The 17,207-nt window shown below is 58.7% G+C and carries 12 protein-coding genes; 6 read left to right on the top strand and 6 right to left on the bottom strand.

Annotated elements, in window-relative coordinates; all coding sequences use genetic code 11:
- Positions 1–21: 21 nt before the first annotated feature.
- The 5 genes from WD767_04960 (at position 22) to WD767_04940 (ending at position 6,085) form a co-directional block, all read left to right on the top strand.
- Positions 22–1,500, top strand: coding sequence for a TIGR03016 family PEP-CTERM system-associated outer membrane protein (locus tag WD767_04960; protein MEX2615425.1), 1,479 nt, complete (start codon positions 22–24; stop codon positions 1,498–1,500).
- Positions 1,501–1,509: 9 nt separating this feature from the next.
- Positions 1,510–2,826: an XrtA/PEP-CTERM system-associated ATPase gene (locus WD767_04955; GenBank protein ID MEX2615424.1), complete on the top strand. Its 1,317-nt coding sequence runs from the start codon at positions 1,510–1,512 to the stop codon at positions 2,824–2,826.
- Positions 2,827–2,961: 135 nt separating this feature from the next.
- Positions 2,962–3,795 carry an XrtA system polysaccharide deacetylase gene (locus tag WD767_04950; protein ID MEX2615423.1) on the top strand — a complete coding sequence of 278 codons (834 nt, stop codon included), beginning with the start codon at positions 2,962–2,964 and terminating at the stop codon, positions 3,793–3,795.
- A complete protein-coding gene (locus tag WD767_04945; protein ID MEX2615422.1) occupies positions 3,792–4,844 on the top strand; it encodes a FemAB family XrtA/PEP-CTERM system-associated protein in 1,053 nt (350 codons plus the stop codon). Before WD767_04950 ends, WD767_04945 begins: the two co-directional genes overlap by 4 nt.
- An 8-nt stretch (positions 4,845–4,852) precedes the next feature.
- The gene (locus WD767_04940; GenBank protein ID MEX2615421.1) at positions 4,853–6,085 is read left to right on the top strand and encodes a TIGR03087 family PEP-CTERM/XrtA system glycosyltransferase; all 1,233 of its coding nucleotides are present in this window, start codon (positions 4,853–4,855) and stop codon (positions 6,083–6,085) included.
- On the opposite strand, the gene galE is transcribed toward WD767_04940, so the two are convergent.
- The 5 genes from galE to WD767_04915 all read right to left on the bottom strand — a co-directional run bounded on the left by galE (position 6,082) and on the right by WD767_04915 (position 14,990).
- Entirely contained in the window at positions 6,082–7,077 is a 996-nt protein-coding gene (gene galE / locus WD767_04935; protein ID MEX2615420.1) for a UDP-glucose 4-epimerase GalE, read from the bottom strand. The two genes, WD767_04940 and galE, sit on opposite strands and share 4 nt — an antisense overlap.
- Before the next feature lie 61 nt (positions 7,078–7,138).
- Complete coding sequence (gene prsT / locus WD767_04930) at positions 7,139–9,997, bottom strand: XrtA/PEP-CTERM system TPR-repeat protein PrsT (protein MEX2615419.1); 2,859 nt, start codon at positions 9,995–9,997, stop codon at positions 7,139–7,141.
- 49 nt (positions 9,998–10,046) lie between these two features.
- Complete coding sequence (prsR, locus tag WD767_04925; protein ID MEX2615418.1) at positions 10,047–11,426, bottom strand: PEP-CTERM-box response regulator transcription factor; 1,380 nt, start codon at positions 11,424–11,426, stop codon at positions 10,047–10,049.
- Positions 11,423–13,495, bottom strand: a complete 2,073-nt coding sequence (gene prsK, locus WD767_04920; protein MEX2615417.1) for an XrtA/PEP-CTERM system histidine kinase PrsK — start codon at positions 13,493–13,495, stop codon at positions 11,423–11,425. Before prsK ends, prsR begins: the two co-directional genes overlap by 4 nt.
- A gap of 238 nt (positions 13,496–13,733) precedes the next feature.
- Positions 13,734–14,990: a hypothetical protein gene (locus tag WD767_04915; GenBank protein ID MEX2615416.1), complete on the bottom strand. Its 1,257-nt coding sequence runs from the start codon at positions 14,988–14,990 to the stop codon at positions 13,734–13,736.
- Between the two features lie 301 nt (positions 14,991–15,291).
- Here WD767_04915 and WD767_04910 point away from each other — a divergent pair, with 301 nt between their 5' ends.
- A complete protein-coding gene (locus WD767_04910) occupies positions 15,292–16,725 on the top strand; it encodes a mannose-1-phosphate guanylyltransferase/mannose-6-phosphate isomerase (protein ID MEX2615415.1) in 1,434 nt (477 codons plus the stop codon).
- Positions 16,726–16,834: 109 nt separating this feature from the next.
- On the opposite strand, the gene WD767_04905 is transcribed toward WD767_04910, so the two are convergent.
- The coding region (locus WD767_04905; GenBank protein ID MEX2615414.1) for a hypothetical protein at positions 16,835–17,207 on the bottom strand (373 nt) is incomplete at its 5' end.

Genomic DNA, 17,207 nt, shown 5'->3' with positions numbered 1-17,207 from the left:
TTCGGGAACGAAGAAATACGGATGATTGTATTGCGACATAGCCATCCCGCAGCGTGGAAAATCCCGCGCGCTGTCTGCGTTTCCGCCCTGTTCGTCGGCGCGGTGAATATGCCGGCCGCCGGCGCCGAGTGGACGATCACGCCGCAGGTCGCCGTGGAGCAAAGCGTTACCGACAATGCCCGGTCCACCAGCACCGACGAGAAAGCCGACTTGATCTCCACGGCAAGTGCAGGCATCAGCGTTGACGGTATCGGCCGCCACCTTCAGCTTAGTTTCGATTATTCGATTTCCCAGGACAAGTTCTGGGATAACAGCGACCTGGATGGATTTCGGCAATCCATGCTGGGAGCCGGCAGAATGTCCGTGTACGAGGACTATGTTTTTCTGGACACCAGGGCATCCCTCAGCCAGCAGTCGTTGCAACGCAATGGCGGCGAGGCGGCGACAGACCGCACGATCGGGACCAACGATCAGACGACAATATTGAACTATTCGATTACGCCGAATTACGCATACCGTTACGGCAACTGGGCCGAATCGGATGTTCGTATTTCCTACAACCAGATCCAGTTTCTGGAATCAGACGTCGGCAGCGCCGCGGTGCAACCGGAGGATTCACGTACTATTTCCTTCGAGACCCTTGTGCGCAGCGGCCCCAACTTCAGCAGGAATGCGTGGCAGCTGATTGGCAACACCAATTTTACCGACGATAACAGCGACCGCGACCTGCTGGAGTTTTCCAATGAGTACGCCTGGACGCGCCACTTTTCATTGCTTGGCCGTGTCGGGCGCGAAGTTATCGAAAACGCCGGAATAAACGCGGATGACAGTGCAACAATTTTCTGGCGCGGCGGCGCAAGGCTGACCCCGGGGCCCCGCTCCTCGATTCGTGTGGAGTACGGCAGACGCTTCGACGAACCCGTGTTTTCCGGCGATGCCATTTACCGGTTCAGTTCCCGGACCACTGTTCTCGCGACCTATGAGGTCACCGTGCAGACCGACCGGGAGCGCCTGACGCAAAACCTGAACAATCTGGTCCTCAATAACGAAAATGTGCTGGTCGATCCCATTACGGGACTGCCCGGATCGCCGAACAGTTCCGAATTCGATTTTGAAGAACAGGCGACCAAAGAGGAGAGATTTACCATTGCGCTGAATGGCGCACGCGGCCGCAACACGTTCGGCCTCAATTCATCCGTCGCGACACGAACCGAATTGGCGGCGGATACGGAAGAGACGATTGTGACATTCGGCGGCAATATCAACCGCCGGATATGGCCGGACCTGACGGGCGGTATCGTCACCAGCTACTCCGCGACGACCGAAAGCGACATCGGCGTCGAGGATATGACAGTGAATGGCGGCATGTTCTTACGATATTCGATATTCGAAGACGTAACCGGAACCCTTCAATACAATTTCCTGTATCGTGACAGCGACGTCGATACCAACGACCTTCGGGAAAACGTGATCTCGGTGGGCCTGAGCAAGACGTTCTAGAGCCGATCCATGTATACCGAATTCTACAACCTGACCGGCCAGCCCTTTCAGCTAACGCCGGACCACCGCTTCTTTTTCAACAGCAGCGTCCATAAGCGCGCGCTGGCGCATCTCACCTTCGGCATGAGTCAGGGTGAAGGCTTTATCGTAATCACAGGCGATGTCGGCGCAGGGAAGACAACCCTGATGGGATACCTGATGTCCACGCTGGACCGCGAAAAATATATTTCGGCCACCGTCGTGACGACGCAGCTCGCGGCCGACGACATGCTGCGCATGGTCGCGTCGGCCTTCGACCTGGAACAGGAAAATGCCGACAAGGCGACACTGTTGCGACGGATTGAATCGTTCTGCCGCAGCCAGCACGACGACGGCAGGAACTGCCTCCTGCTGGTCGATGAAGTGCAGAACCTGACGTTTCAGGCGCTGGAAGAACTTCGCATGCTGTCGAATTTTCAGCACAATGGGGTGGCCCTGTTGCAGAGTATCCTTCTGGGACAGCCGCAGTTCCGTCGGACGCTCGCCAGCAACAACCTGGATCAGCTTCGCCAGCGCGTCATCGCATCCTATCATCTGGGTCCGATCAGCGCCCAGGAAACCCGCGATTATATCCGGCACCGCCTGAACGCCGTTGGCTGGAAAAACGATCCTGTCATCACCGAAGACGCTTTTTCGGAGATATACCGCGAGACCGGCGGCGTTCCCCGCCGGATAAATGTCCTGTGCTCGCGTGTCCTGCTTTATGGGTTTCTGGACGAAAAGCACGAGCTGGACGGCGTTGCGGTGAGCCAGGTCGCCACGGATCTGCAACGGGAAACCGAGCAGGTTCTCGAAACCGGCGAAGCGGAGCCGGTACAGGGCCTTGCCCCTACGGCAGCGCCCGTCCCCGCGCCGCCGCGCCGCGAGGAGCCGCCTGCGCCACAACAGCCAGTCGCCACACCTGTTGCGGCAACGCCGGAACCTCCTGCGGACGTCGAATCCGTCGCGACAGACGATTTTGAGGTGAATGACGATACTGACGACGCTGACAATGCTGACTTGGCGGCTCACGACGAAGCGCCGCCGCCACGCGGGACACGTCCGGCGCTGATCCATGAAGATGATCCTGCGCCGGATCCGGTTGAGACGGCGCCGCTCCGCGATCCGGAAAGCGATCCGGTCAACGCGAACGCCGAATCGGAACTGGCGGCGCTTAGAACCCGGCTGGAGAACGCGGAAGCGCTCATGCAACGGCACGAACGCATGCTGCGGTGGACGCAGCTGATGCTGAAACATCATGAACGCATGCTCCGGCGCCGGCTGCAAAAGGCAATGTCGAATGCCTGACCCTGATATCTGCCGGTTTCGGAGGAAACGATGACGACACTTTTGTCGGAAACCGCACAGGATACGCCGCCCGCGACGCGCTTCGTCCCGCAGAACAAGCGCGTTCTTAGGCGCGATGGCAAAATCGTCAATGCCATGTCCGTGGATGTGGAGGACTATTTCCAGGTCCAGGCCTTCGCCGACAGGATTTCCCGGGATTCATGGGATTCCCGGGAGTGCCGGGTGGAAGCCAATACCGACCGGATTCTGGGACTGTTCGGCGACGCCGGGGTCAAGGCAACGTTCTTTACCCTGGGCTGGGTGGCGGAGCGCTATCCCCAGGTCGTCCACCGCATCGTCGAACAGGGGCACGAACTGGCCAGCCACGGCCACGCCCATTTCCGCGCGGACGAGCAATCCCCGCAAGCTTTCCTGGAAGACATATCGCGGACGAAGAAGACCCTGGAAGACACCGGCGGCACCGCCGTTTGCGGTTATCGGGCGGCGACCTTTTCCATCGGCGCAAAGAACCTGTGGAGCTTCGACGTGCTGCGCGAAGCAGGGTACGCGTACAGTTCGAGCGTTAACCCGATCCATCACGATTTGTACGGTATGCCGGACGCGCCGCGTTTTGCCTTCCTTCCGGACGGCGAATCCGGTATCGAGGAATTCCCCATTACGACGTTGCGGGTCGGCAATAAAAACCTGCCCTGCGGCGGCGGCGGGTTTTTTCGCTTGCTGCCCTACGCGGTGTCGCGCTGGGCGATGCGCCGTGTAAACCGGCAGGATGGACAGCCCTGCATTTTCTATTTTCATCCCTGGGAGGTCGACCCTGGCCAGCCCCGCATACCGGGTATTTCGGCAAAAACGCGGTTTCGCCACTATCTGAATCTCGAACGGATGGAGGCGCGCCTCCGGGCGCTGACCAAAGACTTCGCCTGGGACCGGATGGATCGCGTCTTCGGTCTGGGTGGTACGGGACAGCAATGAACTCGATATCCGGCAATCTGACGATCCGGTCCTTCTCAGATGCCGACTCCGCCCGGTGGGACGCCTATGTACTGGCGCATCCTGACGCGACATTTTTCCATCGCGCCGGTTGGCGGACGGTCATAGAGAAAAGCTTCAAACATCGCCCCCTTTACGCGTATGCCGCGCGGGGCGGCGAAATATGCGGCATCCTGCCGCTGGTGCATGTCAAGAGCGCGCTGTTCGGCAATCGGCTGGTATCGACGCCCTTTTGCGTCCAGGGCGGGCCGCTGGCATCCGACGACGCGGCGCGCCAGGCGCTGGACGATTACGCCATCGGCCTGGCGGACGAACTGGCGGTCGATTATCTGGAATTCCGCAGCAAGGCCGTGACCCGCCCCGGCTGGGCCTGCAAGGACGACCTGTATTTCACCTTCCGGCGCGAAATCGATCCGACGCCGGAAGGTAATCTGAAAGCAATCCCGAGGAAGCAGCGCGCGGTTGTACGCAAGGCAATCGATTCCGCGTACCTGCGCGACGAAATCGATGAGGACCCCGACCGGTTCTTCCGCGCGTACGCTACTAGCGTACGAGACCTGGGAACGCCCGTGTTTTCCAAAAATTACTGCCGCAACCTGAAGGAAGCCTTCGGCGACGACTGCGAATACCTGGTCGTCGCGTCGCCGGACGGAAAGCCCGTCAGCGGCGTATTGCAGTTCTATTTCCGCGACGAGGTCCTGCCCTATTACGGCGGCGGAACGGCCGATGCGCGAAGCACGGGCGCCTACGGCTACATGTACTGGCGCTCCGCCTGCCGCGCGGCGGAAAGAGGTATCCGGATTTTTGACTTCGGCCGCAGCAAGAAGGATACCGGCGCCTTTGCCTTCAAGAAGAACTGGGGCTTCGAGCCGACGCCACTGTATTACGAGTATCGCATGAAGCCGGGTACGGAAATGCCCGACGTCAATCCGCTGAATCCGAAATACCGGCTGATGATCGAAACGTGGAAGCGCCTTCCGCTGCCCGTCGCCAATCTGATCGGCCCCCGGCTCTTCGGAAGTCTGGGATAAGCATCAGCGTGCCCATCGTGCAGGATATGCTTTTTCTCAGCCAGCGGCTGCCCTACCCGCCGAACAAGGGCGACAAGATCCGTTCCTTCAACATTTTGAAGCATTTCGCCAGGTCCTATCGCATTCATCTGGGTTGCTTCATCGACGATCCGGCCGATTGGGAGCACGTCCCGGCCTTGCAGCAATATTGCGTCGATACCTGTATTCTGCCGTTAAACAAGACCATGGCGAAGGTGCGTTCATTACAGGCCTTTCTGACCGGCGACCCCCTGAATCTGCCTTATTTTCATAGCGCGGCGCTGGGACGGTGGACGGATAAAGTGCTTGCGGACGTCAAGCCGAGAGCCGCATTCGCGTTTTCGTCCCAGATGGCGCAATTCCTCCTCAACGCGCGGCCCCGGCCGGAACGGATCGTCATCGACTATTGCGACGTCGATTCGGACAAATGGCGGCAATACGCGGCCTCCTGCAACTGGCCGATGAACTGGGTCTATAACCGTGAGGGGCGGACGCTGCTGGAATACGACCGGATGGTCGCCCGCGCCATTGACGCGGGGACCTTTGTCGCGGATCAGGAAGTGTCGCTGTTTAACAGTCTTTCCCCGGATACCGCCGCGAAAATCCACGCCGTGGGCAATGGAATCGACACGCAATATTTCGCACCCGACGACGACTACCCGGACCCGTACGGCGCCGGCGGCCCCGTACTGATCTTCACCGGCGCCATGGACTATTGGCCCAATATCGACGCCGTCACCTGGTTTGCGTCAGACATATTCCCGGCTGTTCGTGCGGCCATCGACGGGGCGCGGTTCTATATTGTCGGGTCCAATCCATCCGGCGATGTCGAAAAACTGACGCAGCGGGAAGGTGTTTTCGTCACCGGCCGCGTTCCCGACATGCGGCCCTATTTGCGGCATGCGCACGCCGCAGTGACGCCGATGCGCATCGCCCGCGGCGTCCAGAACAAGGTGCTGGAGGCAATGGCCATGGCCAAACCGACCGTCACGACGCCAAGCGCATTGGCGGGCATTGACGCCATACCGGATCGCGAGATCATTGTCGCCGAAGGTGCAGAGGATTTCATACTAAAAACGATCTTCGCTTTGCAGGATACGGCATCCGCAACCGTTGGCAACAACGGGCGCGCATTCGTCCTTCGGGAGTGCAGCTGGGAGACGCGGCTGGCCGGATACGATTCCCTGTTCCGGCAGTGCGGAAAGGATTTGGCTGCCGGTTAAGCCGCGGCGTCCGTCGTCCGACGTTCCCAGGCATAAGCGGATGAAATGATCTCCTCCAGGTCGTCATGTTGCGGCGTCCAGTTCAGTGTTTCCCGGATCCGCTTCGATTCGGCATAGATTTCACCGATATCGCCGGGACGGCGAGGCCCCATCTCGACCGGAAAGTCCCTGCCGCTGACCTTGCGCAGTACGTCCAGCACCTGCTTCACCGAATAGCCGCTGCCATAACCGCAATTCATGATGTTGCTGTCACCGCCCGCGGCGAGATGGTCGAGCGCCGCAACATGCGCCCGCGCCAGATCGGTCACATGAATAAAATCCCGCACGCCCGTCCCGTCCGGCGTGTCATAATCGTTCCCGAACACGGTAATCCGGTCCCGTGTCCCGCATGCCGCCTCGCAGGCGGCCTTGATCAGATGAGTCGCATTCGGTGTGCTTTGCCCGCTGCGCCCATCGGGATCGGCGCCTGCTACGTTAAAGTAACGTAGAGCAATATATCGAAGATCCGTGGCCGTGGAGACATCGTGCAGCATGGTTTCGGTCATGAGCTTGGATTTGCCATACGGCGATACGGGATCGAGCGGCGCCGTTTCATCGATCGGCAATCGATCCGGGTTGCCGTAAACGGCCGCCGTCGACGAAAAAATGAACCGGTTTACCCCGGCATCGACCACCGCTTCCAGAAGGCCGCGGCTGGCGCTGGTATTGTTCCGATAATATTTCAGGGGATCCGCCACGGATTCCGGTACGACCGTCGATCCGGCAAAATGCATTACCGCCGAACATTCATGGTCGCGCAAAACACGCCCCATCGTCGCCATATCGCTGACATCGGCCTCGATGAATGTCGCCGCATCCGGCACCAGTTCCCGCCGCCCGGTTACTAGGTTGTCGACGACGACAATCCGCCGGCTTGTCTCCAGCAGCGCGAGGCCGACATGGCTGCCGATATAGCCTGCCCCGCCCGTAACCAACACGCATTCATCCGTCATACTGTTTCCAAACTGAAGATCTGTTTTCGATGTCCCGCACTGCCTTCGATTGGCGGCATGCTTATTTTCCGACCAGTTTTACATAAAGGGCACGTGCGTCTTCGATGCTGGCGAACTGTTTTCCGGTATCGAGGATATCCTTGAGCAGTTTCAACGCATCCGTATTCTTGCTCGATTGCGCCAGTGCCGCCGCATAGTGATACCCGATTTCCAGCTGGTTCGGCGCCATTTCATTCGCTTCCTTGAGGTATCTGAGTCCCTCTTCCACATCGCCCTTGCCGACGAGAAGCCAGCCCAGCGTATCGGCAACTGCCGGCGACTTGGGCGCGAGCTTTTGCGCCCTTCTGGCATATTCCAATGCGCGAGGATCCGACGTTTCGCCATAAAGCCATGCCAGGTCATTCAGGAGTACGGCGTTTTCCGGAAACGCTTTCAGCAGCGTTTCATTTTCCCGGATAGCGCCCGGATAATCATTGTTCTGAATCAACGCGCTCGCATAGACAAAGCGAATGGTCGAATCATCCGGATTCCTGGCAAGCCATTCCTGCAGGAGCTGGCGCCCTTCGGCGCCCTTCCCGGCACGGGACAGGTTTTGATACAGCCGAGACAATATCTGGCCGGAGGGTTCCCGCACCTGCGCCTTCTTGTAGGCTTCACTCGCCGCAGCGAAATCGCCTTTCCGGGCCAGGACACTTCCCTCCAGGGCATGGCCAAAGCCGGCATCCGGATTTTCCCGGATCATTTCCCGCGTGCGGCCCAGCGCCGCATCCGGCCCATTTTTCCGCAGAATGACGCCAATAAGCTCCTGGCGCGCCTCGTGGTAAGCCGGATTTAGCGCTATTGCTTTCTCAAATGCGGATATGGCATCGCCAAGCTCCTCCGACGCGGCGAGCAACCTGCCAAACCGGAATTGGGCGAGCGGAGAATTCGGCGCAAGGCTGACCAGTTGCCGGTAGGTCGCGACCGCATTCGGGATCTGGCCGGCATCGAATTGCGCCTGCGCCAGCGCATCGAGCGCATCGACGTTCTTGCCGTCAATCTGGACCAGTTCCCGGGCCGCGCTCAACGCACGCTGCCCTTCCTTCTGACGCAGATAGGCATTGACCAACGCCACTCTTGGTTGCGCGGCATTCGGATTCGCCTCAATGGCTTTTTCCAGCCAATCGATTCCCTTTGCGTTGTCGTTTTCGGAAAAGGCGATTTGCGACAGACGCATCATCGCCTGGATGTTTTTCGTGTCGGTGGTCAGGATTTTCTCGTAACGCGCTTTAGCCGATTCGATATCGCCATTGCTGCGTTCCAGCGCCGCCAGGTTCATAGCCGCCGGCGAAAACTCCGGCTGGATTGCCAGCGCCTGCTCGAAATGCCGGCGTGCGTTTGGCACATCCTTTTTATAGATGTAGATCGTGCCCAGAAAATTCTCCGGAATCGGACTGTCAGGCATGCGCTCCTTCAATACAGTCGCGGCCGACAGCGCCTTGTCGAATTCTCTCTGCCGCAGATGAGTCAGCACCAGCAACAGACTGGCCCGTGTTTCGTCCGGATCGCCTTCCACGATTGATTCGAAATCCCTGACCGCCGCATCGCTGTCGCCGCTGTTCAGGCGGCTCAGCGCCAGCCGCGCCCGGGTCGTGGAATCATCCGGCTGAAGTTCGACGATTCTTTCGAAGACTGTCGTGGCCTCGGCGTTCCGGCGTGCCGCGGCATAGGCCGAACCCAGCAGCGCCAACAGGCGGGCATCATCCGGGTTGGCCCGGCTCATCGGTTCCAGAATCTCGATTGCACGGGCCGGATCCTGTTTCCGCAGGAAGATGGCCGCGAGAAGGCGCTGGCCCCGCGAGCTTCCCGGCACCCTGGCCAGATACCCCTGGACAGCCGTTTGCGCCTGCTCGATACGACCCTGGGCTAGATCAAGCGATGCCTGGAGATACAATGCCGGCGGATACTCGGCCAGCGCCGCCATCACCGGCTGAAGCGCATCCGTCGCCGCCTGGTATTTTTTCTCGCCTGCCAGAAGTGTAGCGTCGAGATACTGGCCGATGGGATTGTTCGGCGCCTTGTCGAGGACCAGATTGACATCCTCGCGGGCGCGGGCGAGGTCCTTGCTGGCAATATAGGCGCCGGCACGCGCCAAGTGCGCCGGAATATTGTTTTCATTCAGGGCAACGGCCTTGCTGAAAACTTCAATCGCGGCGTCATATTCCTGCCGGGCCTGCAGCAATCCGCCCTTGCGGATCAGCGCCATCGAACTGTCCGGATTCAACGCCAGGGCGCGATCGATCTGCTCTTCCGCTTCGTCAAGTTTTCCGCGCGCCTGCAGCACCTGACCGAGGGAAATGCGCACAAGCACCGCTTCAGGCGCTTCCTTGACCGCTAGGTTCAGAGACTCTTCCGCTTTATCCAGCTGTTTCAGGGCCGCATAGGCGCTGCCCCGGACCGCCAGAATGTTGGCCTTTAATTCACCTGTTTTGCCGTCCGGCAGGATTTCGGCGATGATTTCCCGGTTTTTCCCCTGCAGGCTATAGGCCTGCGCCAGCGCAATCCATATCTTGTCTTCTTCCAGGCCGCGATCGAGAGCCGCCTTCAATTCCTTTTCCGCCGACGGTCCTTCGCGGCCACGGATATAGATGATGGCCAGTTCGTACCGCGCCCGCACATTGTCGGGGTCTGCCAGGATGGCATTCTTCAACTGAATTACGGCGGACTTTACGTCCCCCTTTTCCATATAGCCGCGGGCTTCCTCGAAATACTCCGATGACTCCTCGCTGACCGCGGCCCATAACGCGGAATGCGGCATTGGGAACAGTCCGACGGATAGCGCCAAAACGGATAACCACTGCCGAATACCGCGCTTCGCAACAGCGCCGGAAGGCCCGGAACCGGACGAATACAGGCGATGGCGCTCAAATCTATCAGTCATAATCATTTCCGTTTGTTGCAACACCGATCATTTCGCGACACGCACCGATTCAGTTTTCCACTTTCAGGTCATGGTTTTTCATCAGGTCATAAAGTGTCGGACGGCTCACATTGAGGACTTTCGCCGCGGTCGTCAGATTGCCCTGCGCCAGTGAAAGCGCCAGCTTGACAGCCTCATGCTCCGCGGCATCGCGCGCCTCGCGCAGCGTCGGTACCGCCTTTGCTGAATCGCGCACGTCGATATCGATATCTTCCAAACCGATATATTTGCCATCCGCAAGAACCGAGGCCCGCTTTATACGGTTCTCCAGTTCCCGCACATTGCCCGGCCAGTGATAGGCGCTTATCGCCGCGATCGCATCCTTGGTAAAACCGCGGAACGATTTTTTCCGATTGCCGCCAAACTGTTGCAGAAAATAGTTCGCAAGCAACACAGCATCGCCATCACGTTCCCGCAAGGCAGGAATGTGGACACCCACTTCCTCCAGGCGGTAATAAAGATCCTCCCGGAATTCGCCTGTCTTGATCATGCTCTCCAGATCCTGATTCGTGGCCGAGACGACGCGGACATCCAGTTCAATCTGGGACCTGCCGCCGATCCGTTCAATGACCCGTTCCTGCAGGAAGCGCAACAGTTTCGCCTGCAATGGCAATGGCATGTCGCCGATCTCGTCAAGCAGCAGCGTTCCGCCATTCGCCTGTTCGATTTTTCCGATGGTCTGTTTGACCGCGCCGGTGAACGACCCTTTTTCGTGTCCGAAGAGTTCACTTTCCAGAAGGTTCTCGGGGATTGCCGCACAATTTATGGCGATAAAGGGCTTGCCCGCCCGTTCGCTGGCGGCGTGCAGGGCGCGGGCCAGAACTTCCTTGCCCGTGCCGCTTTCCCCCGTCAGCATGACCCGTACATCCGCCGTGGCGACCCGGCGGATTGTTTCGCATACTTTCAGCATTTTCGGGCTCGACGTAATCAACTCATCGAACGGCGACTCCGTTGATTGCGTGCTCAGGCGGCGGTTTTCCTGTTCAAGCTCCTGCAGGCGCAGCGCCCGGTCGATAATCAGTTTCAGGATATCCATATCCACCGGTTTCGGGTAAAAATCATACGCGCCAAGACGCACCGCCTCGACGGCATTTTGCCGCGCCTCGTTCCCCGACGATACAATCACCTTTGTCTCCGGCCGGTCCGACAATATGGATTCGAGGATCGCCAGACCTTCCGTCGCCCCGTTTGGATCGGGCGGGAGTCCAAGATCCAGCACGACAACATTCGGCTTTACGGCCTGCAGCTGTTCCAGCGCCGTAACCCGGTCTTCAGCAACATGCACGTCAAAGTCATCCAGCGCCCAGCGCAGCTGGCTGCGCAGGCCGGGATCGTCCTCGACCAGCAGAAGGCTCGGCGCCTTGACGCCGTTTTCCTGATTCTTCGTCACGCCACACCCAACCCTTCCTTTAGGGGCAACACCACGCGCATAACGGTACCGTGGCCCACCTCGCTGATTACTTCCAGTCGGCCGCCCATTTCCCGAACGAGTTGTCGGGTCTGATAGGCCCCTAAACCAAAACCCGAGGACTTCTGGCTATCGAGCGGCCGGAATAGTCTGTTCTCGATATAGCCAGAATCCATGCCTGGCCCGTCGTCTTCAACCTCGATGAATACTTCCCTGCCATGTACCCGCTGGCGGAGGGCGACAGAGCCGCTCACTCCGGCGGCCTCGATAGCATTTTGGAGCAGATGATCCAGCACGGAGGTCAGCCGCGAATGATCCACCAGAAGCCCGATTGTATCCGGCAAGTCGACGAGCAGATCCGGTTTCTGTTTACACCAGTTGGCCGCGACATCGTGGACGATTTTCATCAGGGGGGCCAAATCGGATGCCGGGCCGTCTTCCGTCATGGTTTTGGATATTGGCTGTTGAACAGTCTTGAACCGTTCAAGCAGATCCTTCATCCGGGTAACGGAATTACCGACCGTCGCAATCATGTCCTTCTGGAATTCCGGATTGTCCCCGAATTTTTCAGCATTCTGAACCAAAAGCGACATCTGGCTGACAACGTTCTTGATGTCATGGATGATAAAAGCCGAGCGTCGGTTGAAATCGTCAAGCCGGCGCGCATCGGATAATTCATTCATCGCCTGTTCTTCCGCGAGATAACTTGCTGCCTGGTTTCCGACCGTTCGCAGCAGGTCATAATCTTCCCAACCCAGCTCGCGGCTGGCCCGAGGCCGGCCCAGGACAAGAAAGGCCTGCATCGAATCGCGGTAGATCAGGGGAACGATCAGCCAGACGGATCGGGTTTCCAGCAGCCAGGCAGGTATTTCAACGTCCCCGTACCGTGCCGGATTGCGCCGGTATTCTTCCAGGTCGACGATCCAGTGCGTATCCGAGAGAAATCGGACAAGTGGACTGTCGAGCGATTGCGCGGGCGGACGATCGCCCAGTTGCATTGTGACCGTCGGCAGAAAGGCATTATCGCCGTCCCGCAACACCCAAAGCCCGCCGGAACTGCAATCGACGATGTCGCCGACCGACCTGACGATCCGCTCATGCAGCCCCGCCGGCCCTTCCGTCGATGTAATGGTGCGGATGAAGCGCAGCCATTCTTCGCGGTAATCATACTTGTAGCTGAAGAAATGCTTGCTGATCCAAACCTTGAACTTCGCGCGCATGGCCGCAGACGAAAAGATGATGATCAGGATCAGAACCGTGGTCGCCAGCAACAAGTTCTGGACAACCCGTCCCCATTCTCCGCCTATTTCACGGACATAGAACCCGATCCCCGCCATCCCGATCAGATAGACGCCGCTGCCGATCAGCGCCGTTGTATGGAAAACGGCGGTGCGGGAAATATGGATATCGATATCCCACAGTGCCGCGCGGGATACCGAAATGGCGAGCAGGGGAACGATAATGGCATTCGCAAACCCCCGGACATTGAAGAATTCCTGATCCAGCTGGCCAAAAAGGACCCCGTCCGCATACAGGACAAAGTCGTAAACCAGGATGGTGCCCAGCCCGAAGCAGAAATACTTGATCGCCCAGCGCAACTTCACGCTGCTGTTCCGATACAGGTTTTCAATCGCCAGGAGGCCGATAGCCGCGAGGAAAACATGGCCGCCGCCCACGATAGTCTGCAGGTTGGCCAAAATCGACGGTGGCGGGGGGAATTTTTCAGCAAACGATTCCGCGTAGAGCAGGATCAGGGAAACGCCGACCACCGTCATCACCGCCAGCCGCGCAGTGAGACCGCTTTTCTCAAACCGTCGAATGCCGAGGAGCGTGCCGAGCATCGTCAGCCATAGCAGGTTGCGGAGAATTTCCGCCGCTGCGAGTATTTTGGGAAAGGGGCCGATCCAGGGAACAGCCACTACGACACCGGACCAGATGACGGTAGCGACGCAGCAGGCCAGCAACAGATATTTGTGCGCGCCTCCGGTGCGGCTGAGTCCAACCAGCACGGCGAGAAACAAAAACGCGCCGAAACAGGAAAGGTAGCTCAATAGCTGTATGTTTATGAAGAGACTATAAACCACAATACTATCTGACCAGCAACTGACGACCGATGCAATTCCGGCCCCGGGGAAACAGGTATCTCATCTGGACAATCGCCCGCCTGAGTTGTGTAAATCAGCATGACCCGGAAAAAGCGGTAAACAGGACATTAACACATCACCCGATTGGGTGGCGTCCGGAAATGATCCCCCCGGAAACGGGGTAAAACAGTCTTATTTATTCAGATCAATTCAATACATAGGCTTTCGTGGCGGCGATCCGACGATCGATTTCGGCGACAACGTCAATATAACGCGGATCGGTGACATTGCCGTACCTTCGCGCGAATTCCGCTGAGGACATGTTTTCCGGCAGATCCGTAAATTTCGGGAAAAACAGATCTTCGGCTGGATTCGCCGCGAGTATATTCTGAAGATGCCGTGCCGACGCTTCGGAGCCCGTTGCCATTTCGGCAAACATCAGTCCGGTCCGGTCGGCGCCAAGGTCGACGAAACTGAATCCGCTGCCGCCCTTGTTCGAATCGAGAAGTTCCTTGAACTCCCCGATCGCCATGGCGACGCCTTGGTCCGAAACAACTTTCAATCCCATCGAAACGATGAAATGCAGCAGCAGGTCGTGGCGGTTGTTCAATGTGAGGGTATTGGACTTCGGCCGATGGTTTATCAGGTTTCCGGTCCGGACGGGGCCGGTCAGCCTTTCGAATCGCAAATCGCCAAGATAGATCGCCAGTGCCAGCAATGCCGCCTGATTTTCCGCAACAGGGTCGCCGAATCCTGACCGGTCGCGGACATGGGTGAAATACGAAGACATAAGAACAGCCAGCGACGTCCGGCGACTCCCGCCAAATACCGGCTCCAATTCCACCAGCTTGGTGTAATACAGGCCAATGGTTTCCCGGTCTCCGAGCAGCGCCACATCGTTCCGGACGGTTTCGAGGCGACCGGAGAGCGCGATAAGCCTTTCCTTAAGGTCCGGGAGCGGCAGTATCGCCAGATTTACGGAATCGCTCCGGAACCGGACGGTCTTGACGGATTCCAGGAGGCGCGTTCCCGTATCGTCGCCGAATGCCAGATTGGCGCCGTATTGCAGACCCGTCAGGACCGCCGGGCCAGGCACCCGGATATTTCCCAGCGACGCTTCAGAGAGGCTGACGCCGGACGCGGACGGGTTCAATCCGAATCGCAGATTGATAAAATTTCTGAAAGCATTGCGCGGCAGCCGCAATGTCATCGCAATATCGAGACCGCCGGGCGATACGGTGGCGTCGCCCGCCAGCCATGGCGCGCCCCGATTCATGAGGGCGAACAGCCCATCGATTTCCTTTTCGCCAATGACGAGGTCCGTTTCCGCCGTTGCATTCAGCACCTGGTCAATCGCCCGTTTGGAAAACACCCTGGCGCGCGACGCATCTTCCGGCGTTGCGGCCCGGGCGGATACGACATCCGGCGTATTTTCCGTGACAAGAAGCCCGGCGGCGCTCAATAAAATAACAAAAATAATCGGGATATAAATAAACAACAAACGCAATACTGATTTCATACTGGCCCCGTGGAACTGGTTACCATTATCCCTGAAGTGGCATCTTCAGTTGATGCTATTATCTGTATCATAATCGTTGCTGAAAGGTCTTTATCGGCGGGTTAGAAGCTGCGGTGCTCGTCACCTGTATGGAAGCCGACCGACCGGCGGAATTCGTGACACGCAATTTCGCGGTGATATTATGGGGAAGGCCTGAATTAAGGTTGCCGGAAGGCAATTTCATTAAACGAGGAAACCAGCAGACATGCCAGCAGCAACGCGTATTCAACCTGTCATCCTGTCAGGCGGTTCGGGATCCCGTTTGTGGCCCATGTCGCGCGCCCATTATCCCAAACAGCTTCTGGCCCTGACCGGCGATCGCACGATGCTGCAGGAAACCGCGTTGCGGGTTTCCGACCCGACATATTTCGACCCGCCGCTGGTCATCGCCAATAACGACCATCGGTTCATTGTGGCTGAGCAATTGCAATTGGCGGGAATCGATCCGCTCGCCATCATCCTGGAACCGGTCGGCCGCAGTACCGGCCCCGCCGCGGCAATCGCCGCCCTGGCGCTGCTTGACCGGTCGCCTGACGCCATTATGGCGTTACTGCCATCGGACCACGTTGTTGACGATATCGGCGGTTTCCGGGCGGCGCTGGTCAGCGCGGCCGAAGCGGCGGCGGACGGCGATTTCGTCACCTTCGGGATAACGCCGGATCATCCGGAAACAGGCTATGGCTATATCCGGCGCGGCGCCTCCATGGATGCCGCAAGCGGCCTTGCCAGGGTCGCGGCCTTTGTCGAGAAGCCGAATGCGGTGACGGCGCAGTCCTATCTGGATTCGGGCGAATACTTGTGGAACAGCGGCATGTTCGTGTTTTCCGCAAGAGCTTATATTGACGAACTGGAACGGCTGAACCCCGCCATGACGGATGCCTGCCGCAAGGCCTATGCGGCCAGCTTCGCCGATCTGGATTTCCTGCGGCTGGATCAGGAAACCTTCTCTGCCTGCCCCGCCGATTCCATCGACTACGCGGTCATGGAAAAAACCGACCGGGCGGCGGTCATCCCGGTGAATATCGGCTGGAATGACGTCGGTGGCTGGCCGGCGCTCTGGGACCTTGCCGAAAAGGACGCGGACGGCAATGCGCTGCTGGCGGATACCATGCTGGAAGATACCCGCAACTGCTATTTCCGGGGCGATGACGGACGTCTGATCGCGGCCATCGGACTGGACGACATGATTGTCGTGTCCACGGCCGACGCCGTGATGATCGCGCCGCGCGGCCGCGCCGGCGAAGCCAGGACCTTCGTCGAGCGGCTGAACGCCGCCGGCCGCAGCGAGGCGCAGCACCATAGAAGGGTCTTCCGGCCCTGGGGCGATTACAACGATATCGACGAGGATACACGCTTCCGGGTCAAGCGCATCATCGTGAAACCCGGCGGCATCCTGTCCCTGCAGAAGCACCAGCATCGTTCGGAACACTGGGTCGTGGTCCGGGGAACAGGAACGGTGACGCGGGGCGAGGAGGTCAGCGACCTGCATGAAAACCAGTCGACCTATATCCCCAAGGGGGTCGTCCACCGGCTGGAGAACAAGGGCGCCGAACCGCTGCATCTGATCGAGGTCCAGGTCGGGGATTATGTCGGCGAGGACGATATCGTCCGGCTGGAGGACACTTACGGACGCAACTAGTTGCGGGCCTGTTACCCGAAAAGAGAGAGCCCTGCCTTCAGGGGGGAGGATGAAGGCAGGGCTCTGCGTCATCGGTCTGCCATGGGCAGACCGGCGCATTCGTCGCCCGTCAGCGTGTCAGGGCGCCGGTTTCCAGGGGGGAGATCTTCGTCGTGAAAAGGCGGCGGACGGCCCGTCCCAGCCAGGTGAAGACGTGGCCGACGGCGTTGGCGCGTTCCTCGCGCGCATTTCTTAGCGCGGCGTTGATCTGGGCCTCTGACGGTACAGGTATATGATTGAGTCTGTGATGTGTCATTTTCTGGTCCTCATCGTGTATTGCTGCGTTGCAATATACATGGACCTGATTTCGCCCGGGGACCACCGAAGAATACACAGGGCAGCCATGCTGAAAAATCATGAATATCATGGATTTATAGCAGATCAGCTTTAGGGCCTGTTGAGATTCAGGATTCCCCTGCGGGAGAAATTGTGATTCAAGCTCC

Source organism: Alphaproteobacteria bacterium (genome assembly GCA_040905865.1).
Taxonomy (GTDB): domain Bacteria; phylum Pseudomonadota; class Alphaproteobacteria; order UBA8366.
Note: the sequence above shows the minus strand (reverse complement) of the source record. Positions and strands in the feature narration are given on the sequence as shown.